The following is a 21,639-nucleotide window of genomic DNA, read 5'->3' as shown; positions in this document are numbered from 1 at the left end:
AATAGAATACTGATAAAAAGTGCCAATATCTGAGAACGAAACGGCAGAGCAACAGTATTTCAGGCCGTTGAATGAGGTTCTTCGTAAAGACGTACATTCAAAGGTAACGCCACACTCAGTTTGCGAAGAATTTGAGCCTTTAATTTTGCAGCTCAGCTTCATCAAACCGTAACATGAAAAAGCTACTATTAGAGCGTGGAAGAGAAAGAAAAATCCAACAAAAGCATTCTGGAGCGTTTTAGGTACTCTACCGGAAGAGCGATGGCTATGCTGCAGATTCCACTGCAATTGGCGCTAATCAACCCTAAAGCGCCCAATAGTAACTCAGTAGAAAAGGAAGTTTTTCCTGACCCTATTACTGTCATAGACGAAGTGCCAAGCGTTGATAGCATAGCAACTGTATCGCCCTTTTTGGAGGAAGAAGAAGGGCTATCATTAGAAAAAACGAGTCCTGGCGGTTTTGCCTATATTGATTATAATACTGATTATAAACAAGAGTTAAACGCACGTATTCTAAAAAGCAAGCTGACAGGGGAGTCGCAGGCACATAATATTGATAGCCTCGTCGCTGGGCAAAGCCGCGTTTTTAATTTGAGCGAAATGGCGGGAAATGGTGAAACGGTTACGCTTAGCCGTGAAGATGTCAAAAAACTAAATAAAGCCGGGGTTCCGCTAGAATACACTTGGTATGCAGGCGATGTGCATGAAGCCCATCAAGATATTATTGTTGATAATCTAGCAAGATTTATTGCGGTAGATGGCGTAAAGGTGTTGAAATGGCGTACTTCTGGCAGCAAGGGGCCCAAAATATATGGAATGCCTACGGTAGATGGTGAGTTGCGCCACGACACGCATGTTCCGTTAAGCCGTCGCGCCGTCAAAACGGATTACATGAATCAAAGTAACTTCCGCGATAATGAAGCAACCATGGCATATTTAATTGAGAATCATGCGATTCCACCGGCAGGGCAGCGAATATGGGATCTCTCAAACTTCCCTCAAGCAAATGAAGACCTCCGCGACATTTCTAATTTTACCCGTCAACAAGACTCGCGTAAATTGCTATTGAATATATTACGCTTCCAGCCCGAAATGCCTAAGGGAGTTGACTATGAGTTAAGTAATAATCAGCGGCTGGCTCAGCTTGCTCTTTTAGAAAGCAGACCTGCGTTACAAATCGGTCCGGATCCTCATATTTATAGTTTTTTAGGTAACTTAAAGCGGCATAGAACTAAAGATGGGTTGGGGAGGTTATCGTATAAAACCGGTTCGTATGGCGGGATAGGACAATTTAATCTTAAAAAACCAATTAAAACAGCCATTGCTGGTACTCCTTTTGTGAATCGAGAAACAGGGGAATGGAATAATTTTGAGGTGGCAGGGGATACCATTTCCAATGCAGAAGATTTTCTCAACTCACCGATGGCACAAATTTATGCCCTTTATTACACCCAGCAAGATTACAGTAAGATTAAACGAGCGGGTTATCATCCTGCGGGCGTTGCAGCGGTGGCGCATTTACTGGGTCCAAAAGTCGCGCAATACGAAAATTATGATACTAACACAGATGATAATGGGACTCCTGGGCGTGCCTATTACAAAGCGTCAAAAGGTTATCCCTATCAAGTTATTCCAGAAAAATTTTGTTTGAAAAATGATTCTCTTTTAGGCAATGGCCTTAACCCAAAACTTATCAAAGTGAGTGTAGAGGGGCAGGCAAAATTAGACGAAACGTTTCGTCGTGATTATGAGAAAACCATCAATTTGGTTGATCAAGGTCGCAATACGAAGAGTGCCGAAGAACGTGAGGTATTAACCAGCCGAGTTGACGAACTAATGAAGAAGCATAATATACCTTACCCTCAGGTTCCTTTAGAGCAGCCGCACCCGAGTAAGGAAATGCCTAAACGCATTCGCCCCGTTATTCGCAACCCTTATGCGGAAATTCCGGACATTGCTGTTAGCGAAGGTGGTGTGGCTTCAGGCGGCAGCAATCCACCTGATGATCTGGAAATAACTGCCCCACTCGCTCTTTTACAAGCTAGCGGCCCCTCATCACACAGCGCTGAAGAGGAAGAAGTGCTGCCTGTGTTGATCTCAGCATTAGGAGAACTACCCGCTGACGCACCAGTAGGAACTCTTCCGGGTGATACTGCCACAGACATAGAGGAGTCACCTGGAGAAATAATCAAAGATAACTCTCCGGTAGAAATACCCCTTCTGGTAGAAGCGCCCGTGCTCTCTCAGGAAACAGTAGAGGAAGAAGTAGGGGAAGTAGAGGAAGTAGAGGAAGTAGGGGAAGTAGGGGAAGAAGAGGAAGAAGTAGGGGAAGTTGCTGAGTCAGTCACTTCACCTGCTTCGTCTCAGGTAAATAACGATATACCTTCTGCATCAGAGGCAGGCGAACCGCAAGGTGGTCGGAAAAGTGATGCAGGTGTTCCTGCTAGCGAGAACAAACTCAGTATAACTTCCGCTGCTGTAGCGGTGGGCAGCCTTCTTGCTATTCCTATTACGGTCAAAGAAATTTTTATTGGCAAGAAAGACCCTAAAACACAAAAACGGGAGAAGCCAAAGGCGCTTAAAATATTGGCAGGTGCGGCCGTGCTTGGCCTCACAGCTCTCGTCGCGCATAAGGCAGGAATCTTTAGTTGGGCAGCGGCAGAAATGAAGCGACGAAATGATGGTCAGCAAAATCTAGATCGTTAGTTTAAAACTATTCGCGAATTTCAATTTTCCGAAATGGGAGTTAGGGGGGGGATTACTCTTTTGAAATACCTTTTGGTAATGCGTTACTCGCAATATCGATGGCATAGGCTGGTGATTTATCACTCGTTAGCGGTGTTTCCAAAATTGTTTTCATCAAAGCGATATCGTAATAGGAATCGCGGTAAGCTTTATAGGCTTCCGTATCACCCTTGTCGCCTGTCTTTTTAGGGAGCTCACCTTGGAGGTTATTATAGGTTTTGAAGCTATGACTCGCATGGACCAAGCTCCCTTGATATTGCTTGCGTAGAAAGGCCATCTCTGCCCCTTTGGTTGGCGTGATATCTTGGAAATGTTTAAGTAAGGTTTCCGGGTTATCCGTGCGCCCTGTCGTTTCCGAACTTCTCACTTCAGCTTGGCGTTTGAACTCCTCAAAAAGTTGTGTGGTGGCGCTAATCGCTTGACGTGCTTCTGATTCCATCACCGCGGCCATGCGGATATTTTTAACGACTCGTTCTGTTGAGATTATTTTATCTTCATCTTCATTGATGAAGTGTTTCGATTGAGAGTCCCGGTTCTGCTGAATGGCAAGTGAGAGGCGTTCGAGTGTGCGATCATCGCCTTTGAGTAACTCGTCAATGGTGAAGTTTTCTTTTCCGATGATAATGGCAGCAAGCTTGTCTGAATCAGTATCATATTCGTAGGAAAGGTTTTCTACGCCACAGCCTGAGGCAACGTTTTTCCAGCCTGTTTCGGGCGCGAATTCAACGACTAGATCTTTAACGGCACGGTTTAAACGGCCTTGTAAATAGGGGTTGTTAATAAAGCTCGTAAACGTCTCTTTAGCATTTATTTTTCCCTCCTCATCTGCGCCTAGCATATGCGCAAGGGCGAAGGTGAGATGCGGCTGGCCAAAGCCGGTATAGCCATGGGCGGCGCCATAACCAATTGCGCGCATGGAATCCACGTGCGCATCGGGAGTGCCGCCGGGGCGGAAGTCAAAGCGGGCCCCATTTTTGCTCACGGCATCCAGTTTGCTTAAGGTGACATCCTTCATGTAATTGCCGAAATCTTTAGGTGTAATCCCTTTGGGGAGCTTATGTTTAATACGTTTTTCCGCTTCGGTAATGACGGCTGGACGGTGCTCACCGTTACCGTAATCTTTATAGATAGAGCTGTAAAAGGCTTCGGATTCGTAACAGAGGTCGTCGTAAAGTTTGTGATCTGCCGCCGTCATCTCGGTTTCCATATTACAGCGGTTGCCAATATTATGAATTCCGACGATAAATTTTTCGACAGGGGTCTTAGGACTCCCAATCACTAAGGAGTGATCAAATTTATTGGCGAAAACTTTGCTGATAACATTCATGCTTTCAGCGGCGAGTGTTTCAGAGCCTTCTTTCATCTGGCGCCCTTGGTGGGTGCGTATCAGTGCGTTAGTGATACCGACACGATGCGTGGCAGAGCCGTTACCCATATAGAAGTTTAAGAGTGTATCATAGGCCATGAGTTGTTTTTGCGAATCTGCAAAGCGGCGGTCGATGGTATATTCAATGGCTGCACCGGCAGATTTGAAAGAGTCACTGCCCGCGACCATCGCGACATAGCTGAGTACATTCTGCCCCAAGGCTTCGTTTAGTTGTTTTTCGCTTACTTTCTCGACATCCTCATTAGAAACATTTTTCAGTGCTTTCGGGCTTAAATCAGCCTTATCATCGTGTAATTTTAGAACGATACGACGTTTAATGATATCGAGCATTTCGTGTTTAGTTTGTGCCGCGATATCCTTATCAGGTTGACCATTTTCAATTTGATCTAAGAGATCGTTGACGGTCATGGGTGCTAGGCCTTTTTTCTCTTCATTCCAGACTTGAAGCCAAGGAGGGGACTCTTCAGCACGCGCTTTCATTTCGTTGCGAAAGGGTTTAAATGCCATCGCTTTTGCAATATTTTGGGGGAGATTGACGATATCGTCTAAATATTCAGTGAGGGCGATAATTTGCGGCTGTTTACTAATTTCCTTTTTTGTAGGAAGTTTTTTCGGATTTTGCATTACCAATTGTTCTGCAAATACGCTCCATAGTGCCTCTGGTCCATCCGTTTCAGCGGTTAGGATATGTCCGAAATCTTCCCCCTTCTGATTGACAAAATCAACAACATCGAGCGTTTCATAAGTGTAAATTTCTTTTTGATGCTTCTTAAAATGCGCTTCTTGCTCAGCCGTTGAGTCCATGTGCGCGAGTGCGTCTTTTTTCTCATACGCGCTATCTCTGTTGGCTCGGACTTGCCCACGAATGGCGGTACGAATTTCATTTGCCAGCTTGATGACTTTATTATCTTTGCTTTGCATAATGTGAATGAGATCACGCACATCAAGAAGCTCACCATGCGTCTTTTTAATTTCGGGTAAGGCGTGGGAGGAAATTAATTCGTTAATTTTTTTCATGAAGTTGGGAGCAGGTTTCAGCTTTCTACTCGGGTTGAGTACGGAATCCCTATCTTGAATAAAGTTTAAAACCTCCGTCATGACTTCTTCGTGAACACCCGCCGATTGGCGCCACGTGATTTTTTGAGCACTGTTTTGATAGGTTGCGACTTTTAAGGCCACGGCATCAATTTCACTTAACTCATAAGATGAACGAACCGTGGTTTTATATTTCACATCGCGCACCTTCGGTATTTCAGCAATCTCTTTTAGCTCTGATAGAATTTTATCAGCGGGGATGATGCCTTCAGGATTACTTACGTAATTATCGACAAAGGTTTCTTTGTGCGAGTGGGCGATGGCTTCTTCTGCTTCAGCGATAATTGCTTCTTGCCTGATAATGGATTGTTCCCTTGGAGGATCCGCTTTCTTTAGATAATGGATTGTTCTTTTAGCGTATTTCAATAAATTAATGTCATTACGAGTTTTTTCTTGGTCGCGTTTGTCCCAAATGTCCTGAATAAAGTCTCTGACTCCTTCATTATTACGCGAATCAACGTTTTTAATGAAATCTTTGATTTTATCGAAATAGACTTGCTCCTCTAAAGGTAAGCCATCTTTATCATTGGTTATGGTGGGATAGATTTTTTCAATATTGCCAAATAAATTCCAGATGAGGGCTTGGATGCGTTCGACTGCTAGTTTATTACCGCTTCCTTTTTGCAAATTCAGCGCGAGGTTGGATAGGTCTTCAATATATTGCTGGTTGATGGCGAGCTTTTTGCCTTGTAAGCCTTCTTCTGCCTTGCGACGGTCCATCTGCAACTTGCCATCCATATCCATAGGAGACCACGTGTAGTTGCGTATCATATAGGCGCCGGCTTTGAGGGCCTCATCGCGCATTTGTTCTTTGAGTGTGTCTCTTTCCGACTCGTTTTTAACCGCTTTCAGCCCGAACATATCTCGTGTTTTAATGAGGTTGCTGGCGAGTATGGGAACCGAGTCATAAATATTTTTAGATAAGACTGCGCTACGTGCTTGCTCATTTTCGGCGCTTAGGCTAGTGGGCGGCGGTTCCAGGTTGTCGTAAAAGTTCCGAATCTTATCCTTGAGTGTTTGCACGTCTATGTTCGTTTTATCTAATGTGAAATCTGGGTGCTCAAATAAAGGCCGGGCTTCGTTACGCGCAAAATTACGCAAGGCAGTATAGCTGTTAATCGCTTGTGTGGAGAGCGGTTCGGTCGGATGAGGAGTTTGCTCTAAAATACGGGGGTGGATGGTTTTGATTTTAGCAGTGAACTCTTTGTAAAGGTTGAACTTGACCTCATTTGGCAGGTCGTTGATGGCTGATTTATCTGTGTACCCTTTTTTCTGCAGAAAGGCGGAAGCCAGATCGTCAAAGCTGAGTCGGTCAATCGTTGCGTGGTCGCTTACACCGCTTGTGTAGGTAGCTGCTGCAAGTTCATGGGATATTTCATGTAAGAAATGGTTGAAGAATTTATTCTTTTTCTCACCCTCTTCATCTGTAAGTATCGCTGTACGGAGTGATTCATCACTGTCTATTAATTTCAGAATTTTATTATAGATGTCTTCGCCATTTACAGGTGCTTTATAGCTTATTTTATCGGTAAATTTTATCGTTTGGGTATTCGAAAATGGCATAAAGTAAGCTCTATCATAAAGTTAACAGTGAGTCAGCATTATGAGCCAATTAGATTAATAATGTGTTACGAATTTTCTTGTTATGACACCGAAATTCTTGTTGTTCTTGAGAAGGCTGATATTATTAGTTTCCAGTGCATTTTCTCCCGTTTTGAAGATGTTGGCCATCGTACGCTGACCCCTTGAGCAGTATAAGCTACTAAGCACAGTCAAGGCACGTCCTGCTTTCATGTTAAATTTGGAGAATCTAGAATGGCTTTTCTGGTAAATCCAGAAATGTGCACTCACACCCAAACTATGTACGGGTATAGAGTTTTTGCTAGCTTCATTGATCCTTCAATATTTCCAATAGAGTTGGGAAGAGGTGAGAAATATTATTCTTATTTTCTTCTTGTGTGACGGCTTCGGTTCTTTTTTGGTTTATTATTGTCACTCGCGGGTTTTGGCTTATTATTTCTGGATCTATTGCTATTTTGCTTTTTACCTGTGCCTTGACGCTCTTTGGATACTGCTGGAAGAGGCGACAACTTTTCAAGTTCAGGAGTTTTTGCTACCGCAATTTTGAACTTAATGACTTTTTCGATATCACGTAAAGTTTTGCCTTCTGTTTCGTCACAGAATGAAAGAGCAATCCCTTGGGTGCCAGCGCGTGCAGTGCGGCCAATACGGTGGACATAACTTTCGGGTTCGGACGGCAGGTCATAATTTATCACATGGCTAATATTGTCTACATCAATACCGCGTGCTGCAATGTCAGTCGCAACGAGCGTTCTAATCTCACCGTTTTTAAATGCTGCCAGCGCTTTTTGACGGGCGCTTTGCGACTTATTACCGTGAATAGCCGCGCTCGAAATACGTGCGTGGTCAAGCTCTTGTACAATGCGGTTGGCACCATGTTTAGTTCTGCTAAAGATAATGGCTTTAGTGATATTTTCGTTTTGAAGTAAAGTGACTAACAATGCTCGCTTATCTTTTTTAGCCACTTTATAGAGACTTTGATCGATCTTCTCGACGGTAATAACCTCTGGTGTGACCTCAACGGTTTTAGGATTATTCAATAGGCTGTTTGCCAGCTTACTAATAGAGCCGGGCATCGTGGCGGAAAAGAGTAGTGTTTGTCTTTTTCTTGGAATTTTGGCGATAATCTTTCTGATGTCATTGATGAACCCCATATCTAACATGCGATCTGCTTCATCTAAAATCAAATGCGTAACCGACCCAAGGTCGACATGGCCTTGTTGCATCAAGTCAAGTAACCGGCCCGGCGTTGCGATAAGTATGTCGACGCCTTTAGACATCATTTTAACTTGTGGTTTTTGATTTACTCCACCGTAAATGGTGGTTTGACGTAGTGAGAGATGTTTACCGTATATTTGGAAATTATCTGCAATCTGGATGGCTAGTTCTCTGGTCGGGGCAAGTACTAACGCACGTGTTGTGCGCGATGTAGGGTTACGCTGTGTTTTAAATAAATGCTGTAAAATGGGTAAAGCAAATGCTGCCGTTTTTCCGGTTCCTGTTTGCGCGATACCCAGTAAATCTTGACTTTCAAGTAATGAGGGAATGGCATTAAGTTGGATTGGGGTGGGTGTTACATAACTATTTGCGTCCAAAGCACGTGTGAGTGGCTCTATAAGACCAAGGTCGTGAAAATTAGCTGTCGTCATAATATTTCCTTTTGCCAGCCATTGTAAAACAAGGTCAGGCGTTGCGCCGCAAACCGCGCGAAGGAGGCAGAGTAATGTTGATAATTTCTGAGGATTTTAGAGGGCGGCTTTTCGTGACCACCATCTCGCGCCATCACAAGAATTTGTGCCGACACTATATGTTAAACATTGCTAATAGTCAATTGCTCTTACAGTTTAACGTCCACTACAGGCGGACAGAAAAGGTAGCGGCAGCTCGTTACACTGACTGTCACCGAAGGGCAGGGTGGCACCAAAGGTCGCTGCACTACCCACACCGCTGGAGCGGTAGGTGCCACTTTCAAACTATCGGCTTACTCTCAGGCTTGCTAAAGAATCACCAATGGCACGAAAGGCCTGTTGCAGGTCACCGCTGCTGGGAGAATTAAAATAATAATCCGGCTGTGAGGCGCAGTTACGCATCATGGTTTGGCTGGAACCACTGACCGATCCGAAGGATACAGTATAAACGATGATATTATTTTGTTTCATTGCTGAACATACTTGCAATAATCGGTTGTCGAGTTCCACCTTGGCGCTGCTGGAACTGGTAGTCCCCAGAATGCCTTCAAACAAATAACCATAGGCCGTATGGCTGTTATTACTCATCGTATTGTCTCCATCGGTCATGATGATGACGGCCTTGTTCATGTTCTGTGTATTGTAGTCTAATGGTAGGTTTTGGGTATTCATTTCGCCACCCCATAACCCGCGCCACCGGGGTGATAACATGCGCCATCCCCATGCTGCTCCCAGGTTAATATGAGTATAGCCGACGGCTTGCATGCCGCCGATGGCGCTGAGTATATTGGGCTTACTGGATGTTAATGCGGTGACGGGTTGTGGGCAATATTTATTAGGTCCACTGGAGGTTCCCAAATTTGATTTGTATCTAATGGTGCCTGAAGTGGAGCAGTTGCTACGGTTATAATTAGTGCCATACCAAGCGTTCTTGCTGCTGTGACATGGCCAGTAATATTGCGTAAAAAGGGAGACGCTGGGCGGGTCATCTGTTACATCGCGGTTATCGTTGTAGCGTGCATCGACGCAACTGCTCCAGTTTGTTGAGCCCCAGTTGAAGCCATTGGTTGCCGTCCAGCTGGCGCGCGAAGTGCCAATATTTACTGCCTGTGAGAATGGTATGAGCCCAATGTAAAGATCATCAACCGTATCGTTTGCGCCATAGAGGATATTGACCAGATCAGTCGCTGCCAATTTGAGAGAGGTGAGTTTGGATCCGCTCATGGATCCGGTATTATCAAGTACCATCGCTAGTTCCAGTCCTTTGCTAGAACGGATAATTTCTGAAGAAGCATGAACGGTGTTAGAATGAATTCCCATCACTTGCATAAGTGTAGTGGGAACAGTAGCGGTAGCAGATAAAGTAATGGTTGAATTATCTGCATTTACGGTCGTGGTGAAGTCGGTGATGGTGGCTCCCAGGTAGTCCTGGAAATTGACCTCTAGGTATTTATTTGCTTCCGCGTTTAGATCAGTTGTGCTGATGGTTGCGCCTGCGGCCAACCCTGCTGCGTCCAGTGAGCTGGAAAGTTTGGTTTGTGCCTGCTGGGCGCGCCCCATGTCAACCGCTGCTCCGGTCATGCCAATCAGTAGTGTGATGGAGATACCAAGCAGTGGCATCACTCCACCTCGGCGGCACTGAAGGAGTTTAGTAATAAGAGTATGGTGAAAGTTCATAATGCTCTCTTTTCTCACACCGGAGGCGTGGTTAATGCGCCCAAGCGTGGTTTGAAGAAGACGGTTTTATAAAGATCTACTGGTGCAAAAACACCCAGACCAAAGAAAGGCTTGTAGGTGTAATACACTTCCGAAATAATGACATTGTCCTTATCGTTCAGTGTCAGAAGAAGAGGCAAGGTTGCCTCATGATTGGTTGAGCCAATTTTACTATCACGAACTAAAGTGCCACCCCCTTTATACTGCCAACGAACCGTTGGCGCATTGTTGCCGCTTTTATAGATTGAAGAGAGCACGATGACGCCTTCATTTTCAAAGGAGAAAGGGAGCATGATTTGAGACGCTACGGTCAGAATTTGATCGAGTTGGTTGCTGCTGAGTGAAGTGGATTGCGTGACGACATCTGTCACCGTATAGGCTATTCTATCGGTTTTTTGATGCAGCAAAAGAAATCGGCTAACTTCAAATCCGCCGAGGCCGAGTAGTAGTAGTAAAGGCAGCACCAAGGCAAACTCGACTGCGGCGACACCGCGGTTACACTCCAGAATGTTGCTAAGAATTTTCATGTCAAAAGGGTTCGTTCTGGGTGATTGCCCGAGCCGTCAGGTTAATAATCCCATTTTCACCGATCCATTGGTTCATCATGGGAGTGGTAACAGGCCAAGGGTAATTAATTGTATAAACCACAATCTGGCTGGTATTGCCTACACCAGCCATCCCCATGTCCAAGTCATACTGACCGTTACCATTCACATCGGTGTAGTTTTCATTTTCATCTCTGACACCATTATTATTTACATCCACAAATGGTTCTACTTCGCCAATTTGATCAAATTGGTTGTAAGTGAGTGATTGGATCGTAATTTTTTGTGTGTCGAAGAGAGCTTCCATCTTTTGATCTAGTATCGTGCGGATCGTTTCTTCACGCGTTGATTCGGTGGCAATGTACCCGGTTTTTCCGGTGCGCGAAGCCATAAAGGCAGCACCTTCCAGCGTACTTAGTGCAAAGAGGATGAGGGAAACCTCCAAAATGGCGGTGACGAGAAGTAATAGGGCAGGTGCAACAAAGGCGAACTCAATCGCGGTGACACCTCGCTGGCAATGCACAAAGCGTGATAAGATAGAGTGTTTTTTCTTTGTATATCCCATCTAATTACGATACCATAATTTCAAGATATAAACAACAATTTATCTTTATAAAAGAATAACTTAGTGGATTTAATCTAAATTTCTATCAAGTTTTCGATAAATCAGATGAAAGTGGTAAAATGAAAAAGACCGTAGCATTATTAGGATTAATTTTATTAGCAGGGTGTGGCCCGCAAGCGGCGTCGGAAGGCCCCTTGTCAGATCGTGAGCGCAGCTTAATTCATCTCGCTGATACCATGCGTTCGGGGGGTGATGTGGATTCGGCGATTGATTTATATAAACGCGCAATGGCTAAGTCGAAGCATCAGGTAGAAGCACATCTGGCGCTTGCCGATTTGTATCTTCAGCTTGAAAGAAATAGCGATGCGCAAGAAGTTCTTCTCACCGCTAAAAAGCGCCAACCGAAAGCCGCACTCGTAAATCTAGGTTTGGCTAAATTGGCAGTTAATCGCGGCGAAACACAAGAGGCAATCGGCTACTTTAATGATGGATTGGAAGGAACGCCCAATCATCTGGATTTATTAAGCGGTAAAGCGGTTTCTCTCGATATGGAAGGCCAGCATGATGCGGCTCAGGCACTTTACTTTAAGGCTTTAGATACGACGAGTGAATCGGCTGAATTTGTACAAAGTAATTTAGCGATGTCTTACATTATGAATGGTCAATATGATGAAGCGATTGCCCAGTTAACTGCCATTGATACGATGGAAAAGTCTGCCGTGATGCGACAAAATTTAGCATTGGCCTATGGCTTAAAAGGTCAGATGAAAAAGGCACGTAAATGGGGTTTGAAAGATCTCAGTAAGAAAGAGTTTGAACAGAATATTAAATTCTACAAAAATTATACAAAAGAAATGCGTGCCCACAATAAATAAAAGACTCCAGCGATTACTGGGAATTCAGGATGCCAATGATGGCGGGTGTCAGCACAATAACAAAAAGGGTTGGTAAAATGAACAAGATGAGGGGAATGGTCATGATTGCAGGGAGTTGAGCGGCTTTCTGCTCAGCACGCAACATCCGTTCCGTTCTAAATTCTTTGGAAAGCACTCGCAATGCCTGTCCGATGGGTGTGCCGTATTTTTCCGTCTGTTGTAGTACATTCACAATCCCTCTGATCTCTTGGATATCGACTCGATGAGCTAAATGGGTTAGCGCTAAGCTGCGCTCGGGTAAAAAACCAATTTCAACGGAAGTATATCCTAATTCATCGGCCATTTCAGGATAGGCATTTCCTAATTCTCTTGTCACTCTGTCGAGCGCCGCAGAAAGGCTCAGGCCTGCCTCGGCACAAATCAACATAAGGTCGAGCGTGTCGGGCAGTGCAATGCGAATCTCGCCATAACGTTTCTGGCGTTTATTATAAAGCAGGAGGTCAGGCAGGACTGCACCTAGGTAACCACAGATGATAACTCCGAGCCAATTCGCCGCTTGATCTATGGAAAAGGCATTGCTCCAATCAATTTTGGCGACAAGAAAGCCGATGGCTAGGCCGATGAAGGGAGTGACGAGTTTCGTAAACATGAAGACTGTTGCGGCCCCTTTGGAGTGATTACCTGCCTGAATGAGTCGCTGATTGAGTTTAGCAATTTGATCGCCTTTTAGATTGGCTAATTTATCCACCATTTGCTTCATCCAGTTGGGTGGAGTTTTATGTTGATCTGTTGCTTTCGAATCTTCTTTGGGAGCAAGATAGGCGGCTTTGAGTTCTTCACGTCGCGAGTGAATGGCTTTTAAGCGGGGCTGTACTTTGTCACGTTTACCTATAGTCACGCCTAAAGACCAGACGATGATAAAGGCCGCCACTGCCGTAAGCGTTATATAAAAATCATCGACTGTAATGCCATTAGGCAAGATATTAGAGAGGGTAAGTGATTTTCCTGGAGTCATGATTTCTTCCCCTTAAATCTTAAACTGTGCCATGCGTGACATAATGAAAATTCCAGTTCCCATGCTACAAAGAGCACCGATAGAGGCCATATTCCCCCGATAATCGTCAACTAAAGGGGTTAAATATTCAGGTGATACAAACATCAATGCGGTCAGTACTAGAAACGGAAGTGCGCCGACAATCATGGCCGAAGCTCGTGCCTCGGAAGACATCGCTCTGATTTTCAATTTCAACATATGACGCTGACGCAGTACGTCCGCTAGGTTGCTGAGAATTTCGCCTAGATTCCCCCCTGTTTCGCGTTGTAGGGTCACGCTGATAACGAAGAAATCAAATTCTGTCATTTTAAGGTTATTGGCCATATCGCTCATCGCTTTTTCGATAGGGACCCCTAGCTTCACTTGATCGCCAATTTCTCTATAAACGGTTGAGACAGGTTCGGCGACTTCTTCTGCAACGGCTAGCATGGATTCCGTTACAGGTAGGCCAGCGCGCAGGCCACGTACAATTAATTCAATGGCATCCGGAAAGAGTTTTAGAAAGCTCTTCTTACTTTGACTAATACGCCTGTTGACGTAAAAGTGAGGAATCCCAAAACCTAGAACAAACCCAACAAGTAGCCCTAGCAGTAACGATTTTTGCAGGAAGATACTAATTGCCAAAAATAAGAAGAAGGCGATGCCGATGCATAAAAGCATATAATTACGGACAGTCAGCTCTAGCCCAGCCGTTTGTAAACGGCTGCTTAAGCGGTTCCCAATATCTTCCAGTCCATACTGATTGAGTGATGTGTCGGTTTCACGACGAAGGCTTAGTGCTTTTTCTTCAATTTTTTCTTCTAGCGTTTGCCCGTGGACTCTTTTAATTCGATTTTTGACCTTATTATCATCACCTTTCTCACGAATGAAAAGAAAGACAACACCCATGAATAAAGCCACGCCGCCAAAGATGATGATATCAAGGGATAAGTTTTCCATAGCGGGTGCCTACATTAAGGCCAGTAAGGCCTTATCCAATCCGAAATACTCTGCTTTGGTGATAAAATTAGGGCGTAAGCCGCTGGCTTTAAACTCGCCAATTAAGTTACCCTCCCCATCGACGCCTTCAAAATTATAAGTGTAGAGATCTTGAGTGACGATAACATCGCCTTCCATGCCAATGACTTCGGTTACATGAGTCACGCGGCGCATACCATCGCGCATCCGCTGGATTTGAACAATTAATTGTACCGCACTTGAAATTTGATGACGCACCACATGGCTGGGCAATCTATAGCCCGCCATATTAACCATATTTTCTAAACGTGTCAGAGCCTCACGTGGGTTGTTAGCGTGTAAGGTGCCAAGAGACCCGTCATGGCCGGTATTCATTGCTTGCAACATGTCCATGGCTTCACCTCCACGCACCTCACCTAAGATAACGCGATCTGGGCGCATACGGAGTGCATTTTTCACCAAATCTTGCATGGTAATCTCGCCCTCTTTTTCAAGATTAGCGGGGCGTGTTTCTAAAGGGACGACATGGGGTTGTTGTAATTGGAGTTCGGCAGCATCCTCAATAGTGACAATTCTTTCTCCGTGATCAATCATCCGTGAAAGTGCATTTAATAATGTCGTTTTACCAGATCCTGTACCGCCAGAAATAATAATATTTAAACGGCTAGCCGTTGCAATTTTGAGCAACTTACATAAATCTTCCGAGATATTATTCTGCTCGGCCATGATATCGAGCGTGATTTTCTTTTTGGCAAATTTACGAATAGAAATAGTGCATCCGCGCAATGCCAGGGGCGGGGCGATCACATTAACACGGCTACCATCTGCAAGGCGCGCATCACATACGGGAGTAGATTCATCAACACGTCTGCCAATTGCGGTTACGATACGCTGAGCTATATTCATAACATGCGCGTTATCACGAAACTTAACCCCAGATAGTTCTAACTTTCCGTGGCGTTCAACATAAACCTGATCGGCTCCATTTACCATAATATCGGTAATGCTATCGTCATCTAGGAGAGGTTCTAATGGCCCATGGCCTAGCATATCATCGGCAATTTCTTGAGCGAGCGAGGTGAGTTCTTGCTGGTTAAGCACTAAATTCTTCTCAACTGTGATTTCGCTGATTAACGTGATGATTTGTTTCTCAAGCGTTTCTTTGTCTAAAAGGTTAGCCGCTTTGAGATCAATTTTTTCCATCAATGTCGTATAGATGCCGTGTTTAATTTTCTGGGATTCAGAATCTGCTTCTTTTTGGGCAGAGCTTTCTAAAGCTTCCGTTTCCTCTTCTGCATCGTCAGAGGCCGCCATTATGTCTAATTTTCGTAATGCATCTTCAGCAGAGTTTTCAAACTTTGGTGCAGGATCACCCTCTTCCTCTTGCTCCTCAATTGTATCTAACGCAGGCTCTGCTGCCTCAATTTCATTTTCGTCTTCTGATTTTCTTCCAAACATTATTCTCTCCCCAATAGCTTATCGAGTAGGTTAACTTTATGAACTGGTTTATCGTTTATTTCAGAGTCGGTGAATTGCTCGGCGAGTGCATGCATAGCACCTACCAGCTTGGTATTTTTAGAGACATCAACCAGCATTTCTCCTGAGCTAGTGGCGGAAAAAGCTTCGCGAGTGAAGGGCAGTAGAGTGTTTATTGTTTGACCGTAATTTTTTTCGAACTCTTTGATGGTTAATTCGTGTTCTCCCGCGAGGCCTTTACGGTTAATGACAATAAGCGGTTCTGATTGGCTTAATCCACTTTTGAAATAATCGCGTAAGCGCAATATATCGCGTAAACTTAAAAGGCTTAGCTCTCCAACAATAACAATATGGTCGGCCTGTGCTAAAACGCTTCGAGTCAACGATGTTAAGCTGCACGGCAAGTCGACGACGGTGTAAGCAAAATTCTCTGCTAACCCGCCGATCAATGCTTCAGCGGCAGAGGCGCTACTAGAGACCATCTCAGTAAAGGATTCTTCCGCACTTAAAACAGATAAATTGTCAGTATGTTGAATCATGACACGTTCTAAGAATAAATTGTCAATACGATCAGGCTTATCAAGCGCATCACGCAAGCCGTGATTAGGCGTAATATCATAGGCGGTTGCCGCCGTGCCAAAGTAAGGATCAATATCCAGAAATGCAGTTTTATGATGATAAGTTTCGGCTAATAAATAGGCTAAATTGGTGGCAATAGTAGTGGTGCCAACTCCTCCTCGTGCACCAATCACCGCAATAACTTTTGCTTCGGTATCCTTTTGCTCCTCTTCACCCTCTGCACGCATGCTAATGGTTTCATCTAGTTTTTTAGCGTCAAACGGCTGGAGTAAATAATGCTCAATGCCAATTGATTTAAGCCAAGAGTAGAAGCTAAACTCATCAATATCCCCCGCGATAATGATTCGCATACTAGGCGTGCAAACATCAGCCAATCGATCAAGTAATTCCGGGGCATCTTTTGCCGAAGGAATTTCAATCAAGAGTGTTTTGGGCGCGACTTGTTCTTTTAAATAAACGATCGCTTGCCTAACATCCCCATAATGCACGCAGCTTTCTGACCAGCCGTGGTTGCTGGCTACGGATTGTGCCGCATCCGTGCTTGAAGGGTCTTTGATGAAGGCTACAAATTGCGGCGTTTTTTTAGGTCTAAGTACGGGTTCTTTTTGCATAATTATTCCGTAGTTGAAATGCTAGAGTTAGGCGTTGTTTGCGTAAGTCCGCCTTGATAAAACTTCTCAATAGCGGCAACCGATGATTCCATCTGACCATGATGTTGGCCACGGCTTTCCAGTAAATCATTCTGATTGGACAGCATATGTCCGAGATTGATTGTAGAGGCGCATCCGAAATTGCTCATTGCGCTATTATCGTGATTGATAATCGGGCTATGTCGCCAATCTGAACAGCGTTTAGGGTAAGAAATGCCGCGATACCGTACTGCTACTTTCACACTGGCAGGGTTTTTACCCTTGAAAGCCGTATATAATACTTGATTGGATTCTAATCCTTTGCGCCAGATAGCGAGCTGAACTTTTTCATAGCCATCCGTATGAATAAATTCTGGACGATTGGTAATAATCTCTACCTCTTCCATGTATTTCAGCGGCATGGGCTTTAAGGCATTCTCCAGTTCTTCCCACGCATAAGGTTCAATCTCAAAGGTCTCTTCAACTAAACCGTAATGAAAAACTTTCTCTTGCGTCGAAACCATAGACTTTTCAGTTGGGGTGTAATCTGCGCAGGCAGTAACCATCGTTAGAAGGCAGCCTGAAATAATAAGTTGTTTAATCATAAGTAACTCCTCTTCCTTATCTAAGGATAAATCCTGCCGGGCCGTTTAGGCGCGGGCGATGGTTAGTAAACTGAGAAACATCTTCCACAATGCCATCCTGGTCGCCGTCAAACGGTTCTTCGTGATACATTTTACCGTAAAGAATACGTTCAATATCGGTCGCGGGTTTATAGCCATCTAGTGGAGTGGCCATTTGCACATCAGCAGAAACGGGACGGACGATATACGGTGTTGCGATGATAACCAGTTCGGTTTGTTCCTGACGGTATTCTGTCGAACGGAATAGAGCGCCTAAAACAGGTAGATCACCAAGACCCGGAACTTTCGAAATATCGTTCGTATCGCGACGATTTAACAAGCCTGCAATGGCGAAACTCTCGCCACTTCCCACTTCCACGGTGGTTGAAGTGCGACGTGTGGTGATAGAAGGGATCTGGAAGCCATTTGCACTCACTCCGTTAAGGTTCGAAATAGAGCTCACCTCAGGGCTGACGGTTAAACTGATTTTACGCTCGTTAAGTACAACGGGAGTAAAGTTAAGGCTCACACCGAAGGGGCGATATTCAATGGTGACGGTTCCTTCCTCCCCCGAAACGGGAATAGGAAATTCACCCCCAGCAAGGAAACTAGCATTTACACCTGATTTAGTGGTCAGGTTAGGCTCCGCTAAAACCGTCATTAGACCATCATCTTCTAGCGCATCTATAATGCCATTGATGCTAACATTACCGCTACTATATCCAGTATAGAGAGAATTATCAGTTCCACTGCGTAAAATCCCAGAAGCGGCACTACCCAATACGTCGCGCCCGCTGGCTAGGCCAAAGACAAAATTACCCGTATTAAGCAAAGATTCTAGATTGATGCCAAAGCGCTTAAGTTCAGTACGAGAGACTTCAGCGATTTTAATTTTCAGCATCACTTGGTCACCTTGGCTGGTTTCAAGCATGTTAATAACGCTCTGGTCATCACCTCCTAAAAAGCTGGAAGCAACACGCTGAATGCGCTCAGACATATAAGGGGACTCTACATTACCTTTAATGACGATGGCTTTATCGGTAGAATCAATGATGACATCGGTTCCTTTTAATGCCTCTTTGAGTGTTTCGCGTAATTTGCTTAAATTATGCGTCACGCGGATGTTGGCCTGCAAAATCACGCCATCCGCATCACTTACGGCGAGCAGACTAGTTTCCCCCACACTGCGACCATTCACATAAAGCAAGGTTGGCGAGACAACCTGCACATCGGCCACGTTAGGGTTGGCCATCGCTACGGAAGCGATTGGAGTGGCCAAGCGAATCACCTGACCCTTATTAATCTCTATATTATAATCCTTCGTAAAGGCCGCGCTCATGATTGGCCAAAGTAGAGTGGTGAAGCCCATAAAGGTAGCCAATATAAAAGCCGTAGTCGAAAATGTTAATGTGTGTTTCATGGTGTTGTCCTCCGAGAACCGGGGTTGCATTTGTTAGAATTATTGTCCGAATTGTAGTTGTTCGCGAGTGGCTCCGCGAATGACGGTGACAGTACGTGTGTTCGTGCTAATGCGTGGGCTAAGCACTGAGCTAACATCGCTGTCGCGGGTTGCTTTTTGAACATATTGAATGTTTGAGGCTATATCGCGCGAACCATTCCCATTAACGAGGCTACGCAAGCTAAGAGAGATTTTACCCAGATCCTTGGCGACATTAATCTTTTCTGCTTGTTCCCTGCTCACTTCAAGTGTCACGGTTTTTGCCATGATAGCCCGATTTTCAGGGTTATCTAATTGTTGGTCAACGGCCAATACGCGAGCATCCTCAATAAAGGTTTCGCTGGCGAGCACGTCACCTTGATTGCCGCTAGTAGGCGTATCAACAGGAATGCTATGTGTTAAAATTAAATCCACTTTATCGCCGGGAAAGATAAAACCAGCGTTACCCGTTGTTGAATCGACGGCGATAGAGATGGCTCGTTTTCCAGCACCTAACACCGCTGCCATAAAGCCGCCTTCATCTGGATTAACCAAAAGGCTTTCTGTTACGGGCTCTCCTTTTACCACGGGGCGTCTAACGACTGATCCTGAAAATTGTTCGCGATCTGCTTTACCTTCTAGAAGGTAAGCCTCATTAATGTTGTTACTAGGCCATTCCATCCATTCAAGATGACTGTCACCACGAATAAAGCTTCCGGGAGAAATATTGGTTGAGGCGACTAACACACGTGTAATATCGGTAGGAGTCGAGGCCTCCGCGCTGCTGGATAAGATATGGTTGCGCACCATGAAGGCAGTGCCAAGGGCGATCGTTCCAGCTACTGCGAGTAAGATTGTTGAGCGTGAGGTCATAAGGCAACTCCTTGTTACTTCTACCTTCACTATATGCCCTCAATGTTTATAAAGTCTTAAAGGTTAACAGAATAATATATTGATTTATATCAACTATTTTACAATTTTGCGTAAAATTTGTTTTGATTTTTATAGAGTTTTGAGTGCAGCCGAGAGAGTTATCCTTGTGAGCAAAAGAAGCGCTGTCTGTGGTCTACGTAAATCTTGGTAATGGGAAGGTGTTGCGATTTTATATAATATCAGCAGGGGTAATTTCAGTGTCGGTAATTTGATCTGCATGAATGCCGGCGCGGATCCGAATGGCGGACCGACGGTGCTAGATGCTGTGAGTAAGGGTACAGGCATGCCAGATATAGATTGATGCGTGGAGTGGTGAGGGCAATGACACGCCAGCGGCAATCAGGATGATGTTTGGGGCGAGTGCAAAGCTGTCACCAAATCCATTATATCCTTATTAAAAGAGCCTTATGTTTTACGAACTTCTTTCAAGAATTTCGAGACTTGGTCTTGAAGATCGACTCCTTGTTCGGTAAGGTTCTGGGCGGCTTCGAGTACTTGGTTGGCGCCTTCAGAAGCTTTACCCGCATCGTGTGAAACGTCATGAGCATTTGCCGTGATTTTGCGAGAAGCGTCGGTTGCGACTTGCATGTTATGTGCAATGTTGGAAGTCGTTGCATGCTGCTCTTCAACTGCGCTAGCAATGCTTGCTGCATATTCATTGATGGCTGAAACGAGTGCTTTGATTTCAGACAAGGCCGTCGCGACATCTCTTGATACTTCTTGCGAGTTGATGACTTTATTGTTGATTTCTTCGGTGGCATTCCCTGTTTGACTCGCCAAGTTTTTCACCTCGGAAGCGACCACAGCAAAGCCTTTGCCCGCTTCTCCAGCACGCGCAGATTCGATCGTGGCATTGAGCGCTAATAGGTTGATTTGGCCTGTAATGTCATGAATCATGCTCATGACGTTTCCAATTTCTTCAGAAACCTCAACCAGTCGTTGGGTTGAGGTGTCTGAAGAAATGGTCTTTTGAACCGTCTGATTTACCACAGAGGTGGATTTATTGATTTGAGTCGATATTTCGGCCGCAGAGACGGATAACTCTTTGGTGGAAGAGGCGACGTTCTCAATATTTTCCATGGCGCTATTCGAAGCCGTTTCCACTTCATGCGAGCTCTCCATCATATTTCTCACCAATAAGACCAAAGATTCTGCTGTGCCATGAAGAGTTTTCGAAGAGAGGGTGACTTTGTCGATGATAATTTGAACTTTTTCCTCAAAGGAATTAGCGAGATCATCCATCGTTTTTTGTTTTACTTCTTCCGCTTTTATTTCAGCATCTTTTTGTTCTTCTTGGAGTTTTATTTTTTCAATACCGCTTTGTTTGAACATCTCCACTTTTCTCGCCATGCTTCCAATTTCTGTGGCCTCAGTGGTATAGGGAACTTTGGTGTCGAGTTTGCCATCTGCTATGTCACGCATTACTTCTCCGAGCGATGCGATTGGTTTCGTTGCGATGCGATAAATAATATAGGTCACAAGTATATTGGCTAATATGGCAATCAAAATTTGCAGTTGAAAATCAGTCCAGAACTCGAGGCTGGCTTCCGTGCCAAAGACTTCCTTAATATGCAAATAGCTTTTGAGGCCAAATCCGACGCCAACGAATGAAAGGAAGACAGCGACTAGTTGTAAACGGAAGGATAAACTTCGATATAAACGGCCCATATTAGCAATACTCTTTAGTTGATAAGTTGACCCTGAATATAATATTTATTTGCTTAGTGTAAAAGCATTCATGTTTTTTTATGTC

At 44.6% G+C, this 21,639-nt stretch carries 15 protein-coding genes; 2 read left to right on the top strand and 13 right to left on the bottom strand.

The features are described 5' to 3' along the window. Nucleotides 1-267: 267 nt before the first annotated feature. Nucleotides 268-2,706 (top strand): hypothetical protein, encoded by a 2,439-nt coding sequence (locus tag P8P30_02300; protein MDG1286376.1) that lies wholly within the window; start codon nucleotides 268-270, stop codon nucleotides 2,704-2,706. A gap of 52 nt (nucleotides 2,707-2,758) precedes the next feature. On the opposite strand, the gene P8P30_02295 is transcribed toward P8P30_02300, so the two are convergent. From P8P30_02295 to P8P30_02275, 5 genes are all read right to left on the bottom strand, one after another. After that, nucleotides 2,759-6,790 (bottom strand): hypothetical protein, encoded by a 4,032-nt coding sequence (locus P8P30_02295; GenBank protein MDG1286375.1) that lies wholly within the window; start codon nucleotides 6,788-6,790, stop codon nucleotides 2,759-2,761. A gap of 380 nt (nucleotides 6,791-7,170) precedes the next feature. Continuing rightward, entirely contained in the window at nucleotides 7,171-8,457 is a 1,287-nt protein-coding gene (locus P8P30_02290) for a DEAD/DEAH box helicase (GenBank protein MDG1286374.1), read from the bottom strand. A 324-nt stretch (nucleotides 8,458-8,781) separates the two neighbouring features. After that, nucleotides 8,782-10,173 (bottom strand): Tad domain-containing protein, encoded by a 1,392-nt coding sequence (locus tag P8P30_02285; protein ID MDG1286373.1) that lies wholly within the window; start codon nucleotides 10,171-10,173, stop codon nucleotides 8,782-8,784. A 14-nt stretch (nucleotides 10,174-10,187) separates the two neighbouring features. Then, a complete protein-coding gene (gene tadF / locus P8P30_02280; protein ID MDG1286372.1) occupies nucleotides 10,188-10,739 on the bottom strand; it encodes a tight adherence pilus pseudopilin TadF in 552 nt (183 codons plus the stop codon). A gap of 1 nt (nucleotide 10,740) precedes the next feature. After that, a complete protein-coding gene (locus P8P30_02275; GenBank protein MDG1286371.1) occupies nucleotides 10,741-11,322 on the bottom strand; it encodes a TadE/TadG family type IV pilus assembly protein in 582 nt (193 codons plus the stop codon). Between the two features lie 119 nt (nucleotides 11,323-11,441). Between P8P30_02275 and P8P30_02270 the strand changes: the two genes are divergently transcribed. Next, nucleotides 11,442-12,197 (top strand): tetratricopeptide repeat protein, encoded by a 756-nt coding sequence (locus tag P8P30_02270; GenBank protein MDG1286370.1) that lies wholly within the window; start codon nucleotides 11,442-11,444, stop codon nucleotides 12,195-12,197. A 13-nt stretch (nucleotides 12,198-12,210) separates the two neighbouring features. On the opposite strand, the gene P8P30_02265 is transcribed toward P8P30_02270, so the two are convergent. The 8 genes from P8P30_02265 to P8P30_02230 all read right to left on the bottom strand — a co-directional run bounded on the left by P8P30_02265 (nucleotide 12,211) and on the right by P8P30_02230 (nucleotide 21,554). Next, the gene (locus P8P30_02265; protein ID MDG1286369.1) at nucleotides 12,211-13,212 is read right to left on the bottom strand and encodes a type II secretion system F family protein; all 1,002 of its coding nucleotides are present in this window, start codon (nucleotides 13,210-13,212) and stop codon (nucleotides 12,211-12,213) included. A 12-nt stretch (nucleotides 13,213-13,224) separates the two neighbouring features. After that, complete coding sequence (locus P8P30_02260; protein ID MDG1286368.1) at nucleotides 13,225-14,190, bottom strand: type II secretion system F family protein; 966 nt, start codon at nucleotides 14,188-14,190, stop codon at nucleotides 13,225-13,227. Nucleotides 14,191-14,199: 9 nt separating this feature from the next. After that, the gene (locus P8P30_02255) at nucleotides 14,200-15,666 is read right to left on the bottom strand and encodes a CpaF family protein (protein MDG1286367.1); all 1,467 of its coding nucleotides are present in this window, start codon (nucleotides 15,664-15,666) and stop codon (nucleotides 14,200-14,202) included. Further along, the gene (locus tag P8P30_02250) at nucleotides 15,666-16,874 is read right to left on the bottom strand and encodes an AAA family ATPase (GenBank protein ID MDG1286366.1); all 1,209 of its coding nucleotides are present in this window, start codon (nucleotides 16,872-16,874) and stop codon (nucleotides 15,666-15,668) included. Before P8P30_02250 ends, P8P30_02255 begins: the two co-directional genes overlap by 1 nt. A 2-nt stretch (nucleotides 16,875-16,876) precedes the next feature. Beyond that, complete coding sequence (locus P8P30_02245) at nucleotides 16,877-17,497, bottom strand: CpaD family pilus assembly lipoprotein (GenBank protein ID MDG1286365.1); 621 nt, start codon at nucleotides 17,495-17,497, stop codon at nucleotides 16,877-16,879. A 16-nt stretch (nucleotides 17,498-17,513) separates the two neighbouring features. Then, nucleotides 17,514-18,935 (bottom strand): type II and III secretion system protein family protein, encoded by a 1,422-nt coding sequence (locus P8P30_02240; GenBank protein MDG1286364.1) that lies wholly within the window; start codon nucleotides 18,933-18,935, stop codon nucleotides 17,514-17,516. Between the two features lie 39 nt (nucleotides 18,936-18,974). Continuing rightward, nucleotides 18,975-19,826 carry a Flp pilus assembly protein CpaB gene (gene cpaB, locus P8P30_02235; GenBank protein MDG1286363.1) on the bottom strand — a complete coding sequence of 284 codons (852 nt, stop codon included), beginning with the start codon at nucleotides 19,824-19,826 and terminating at the stop codon, nucleotides 18,975-18,977. Nucleotides 19,827-20,291: 465 nt separating this feature from the next. Then, nucleotides 20,292-21,554: a methyl-accepting chemotaxis protein gene (locus tag P8P30_02230; GenBank protein ID MDG1286362.1), complete on the bottom strand. Its 1,263-nt coding sequence runs from the start codon at nucleotides 21,552-21,554 to the stop codon at nucleotides 20,292-20,294. Nucleotides 21,555-21,639 lie beyond the last annotated feature (85 nt).

This window comes from Rickettsiales bacterium, from assembly GCA_029252805.1.
Classification (GTDB): Bacteria; Pseudomonadota; Alphaproteobacteria; order Rickettsiales; family JALZUV01; genus JALZUV01.
The sequence above is the reverse complement of the archived record's forward strand: the minus strand, read 5'-3'. Positions and strand labels throughout refer to the sequence as shown.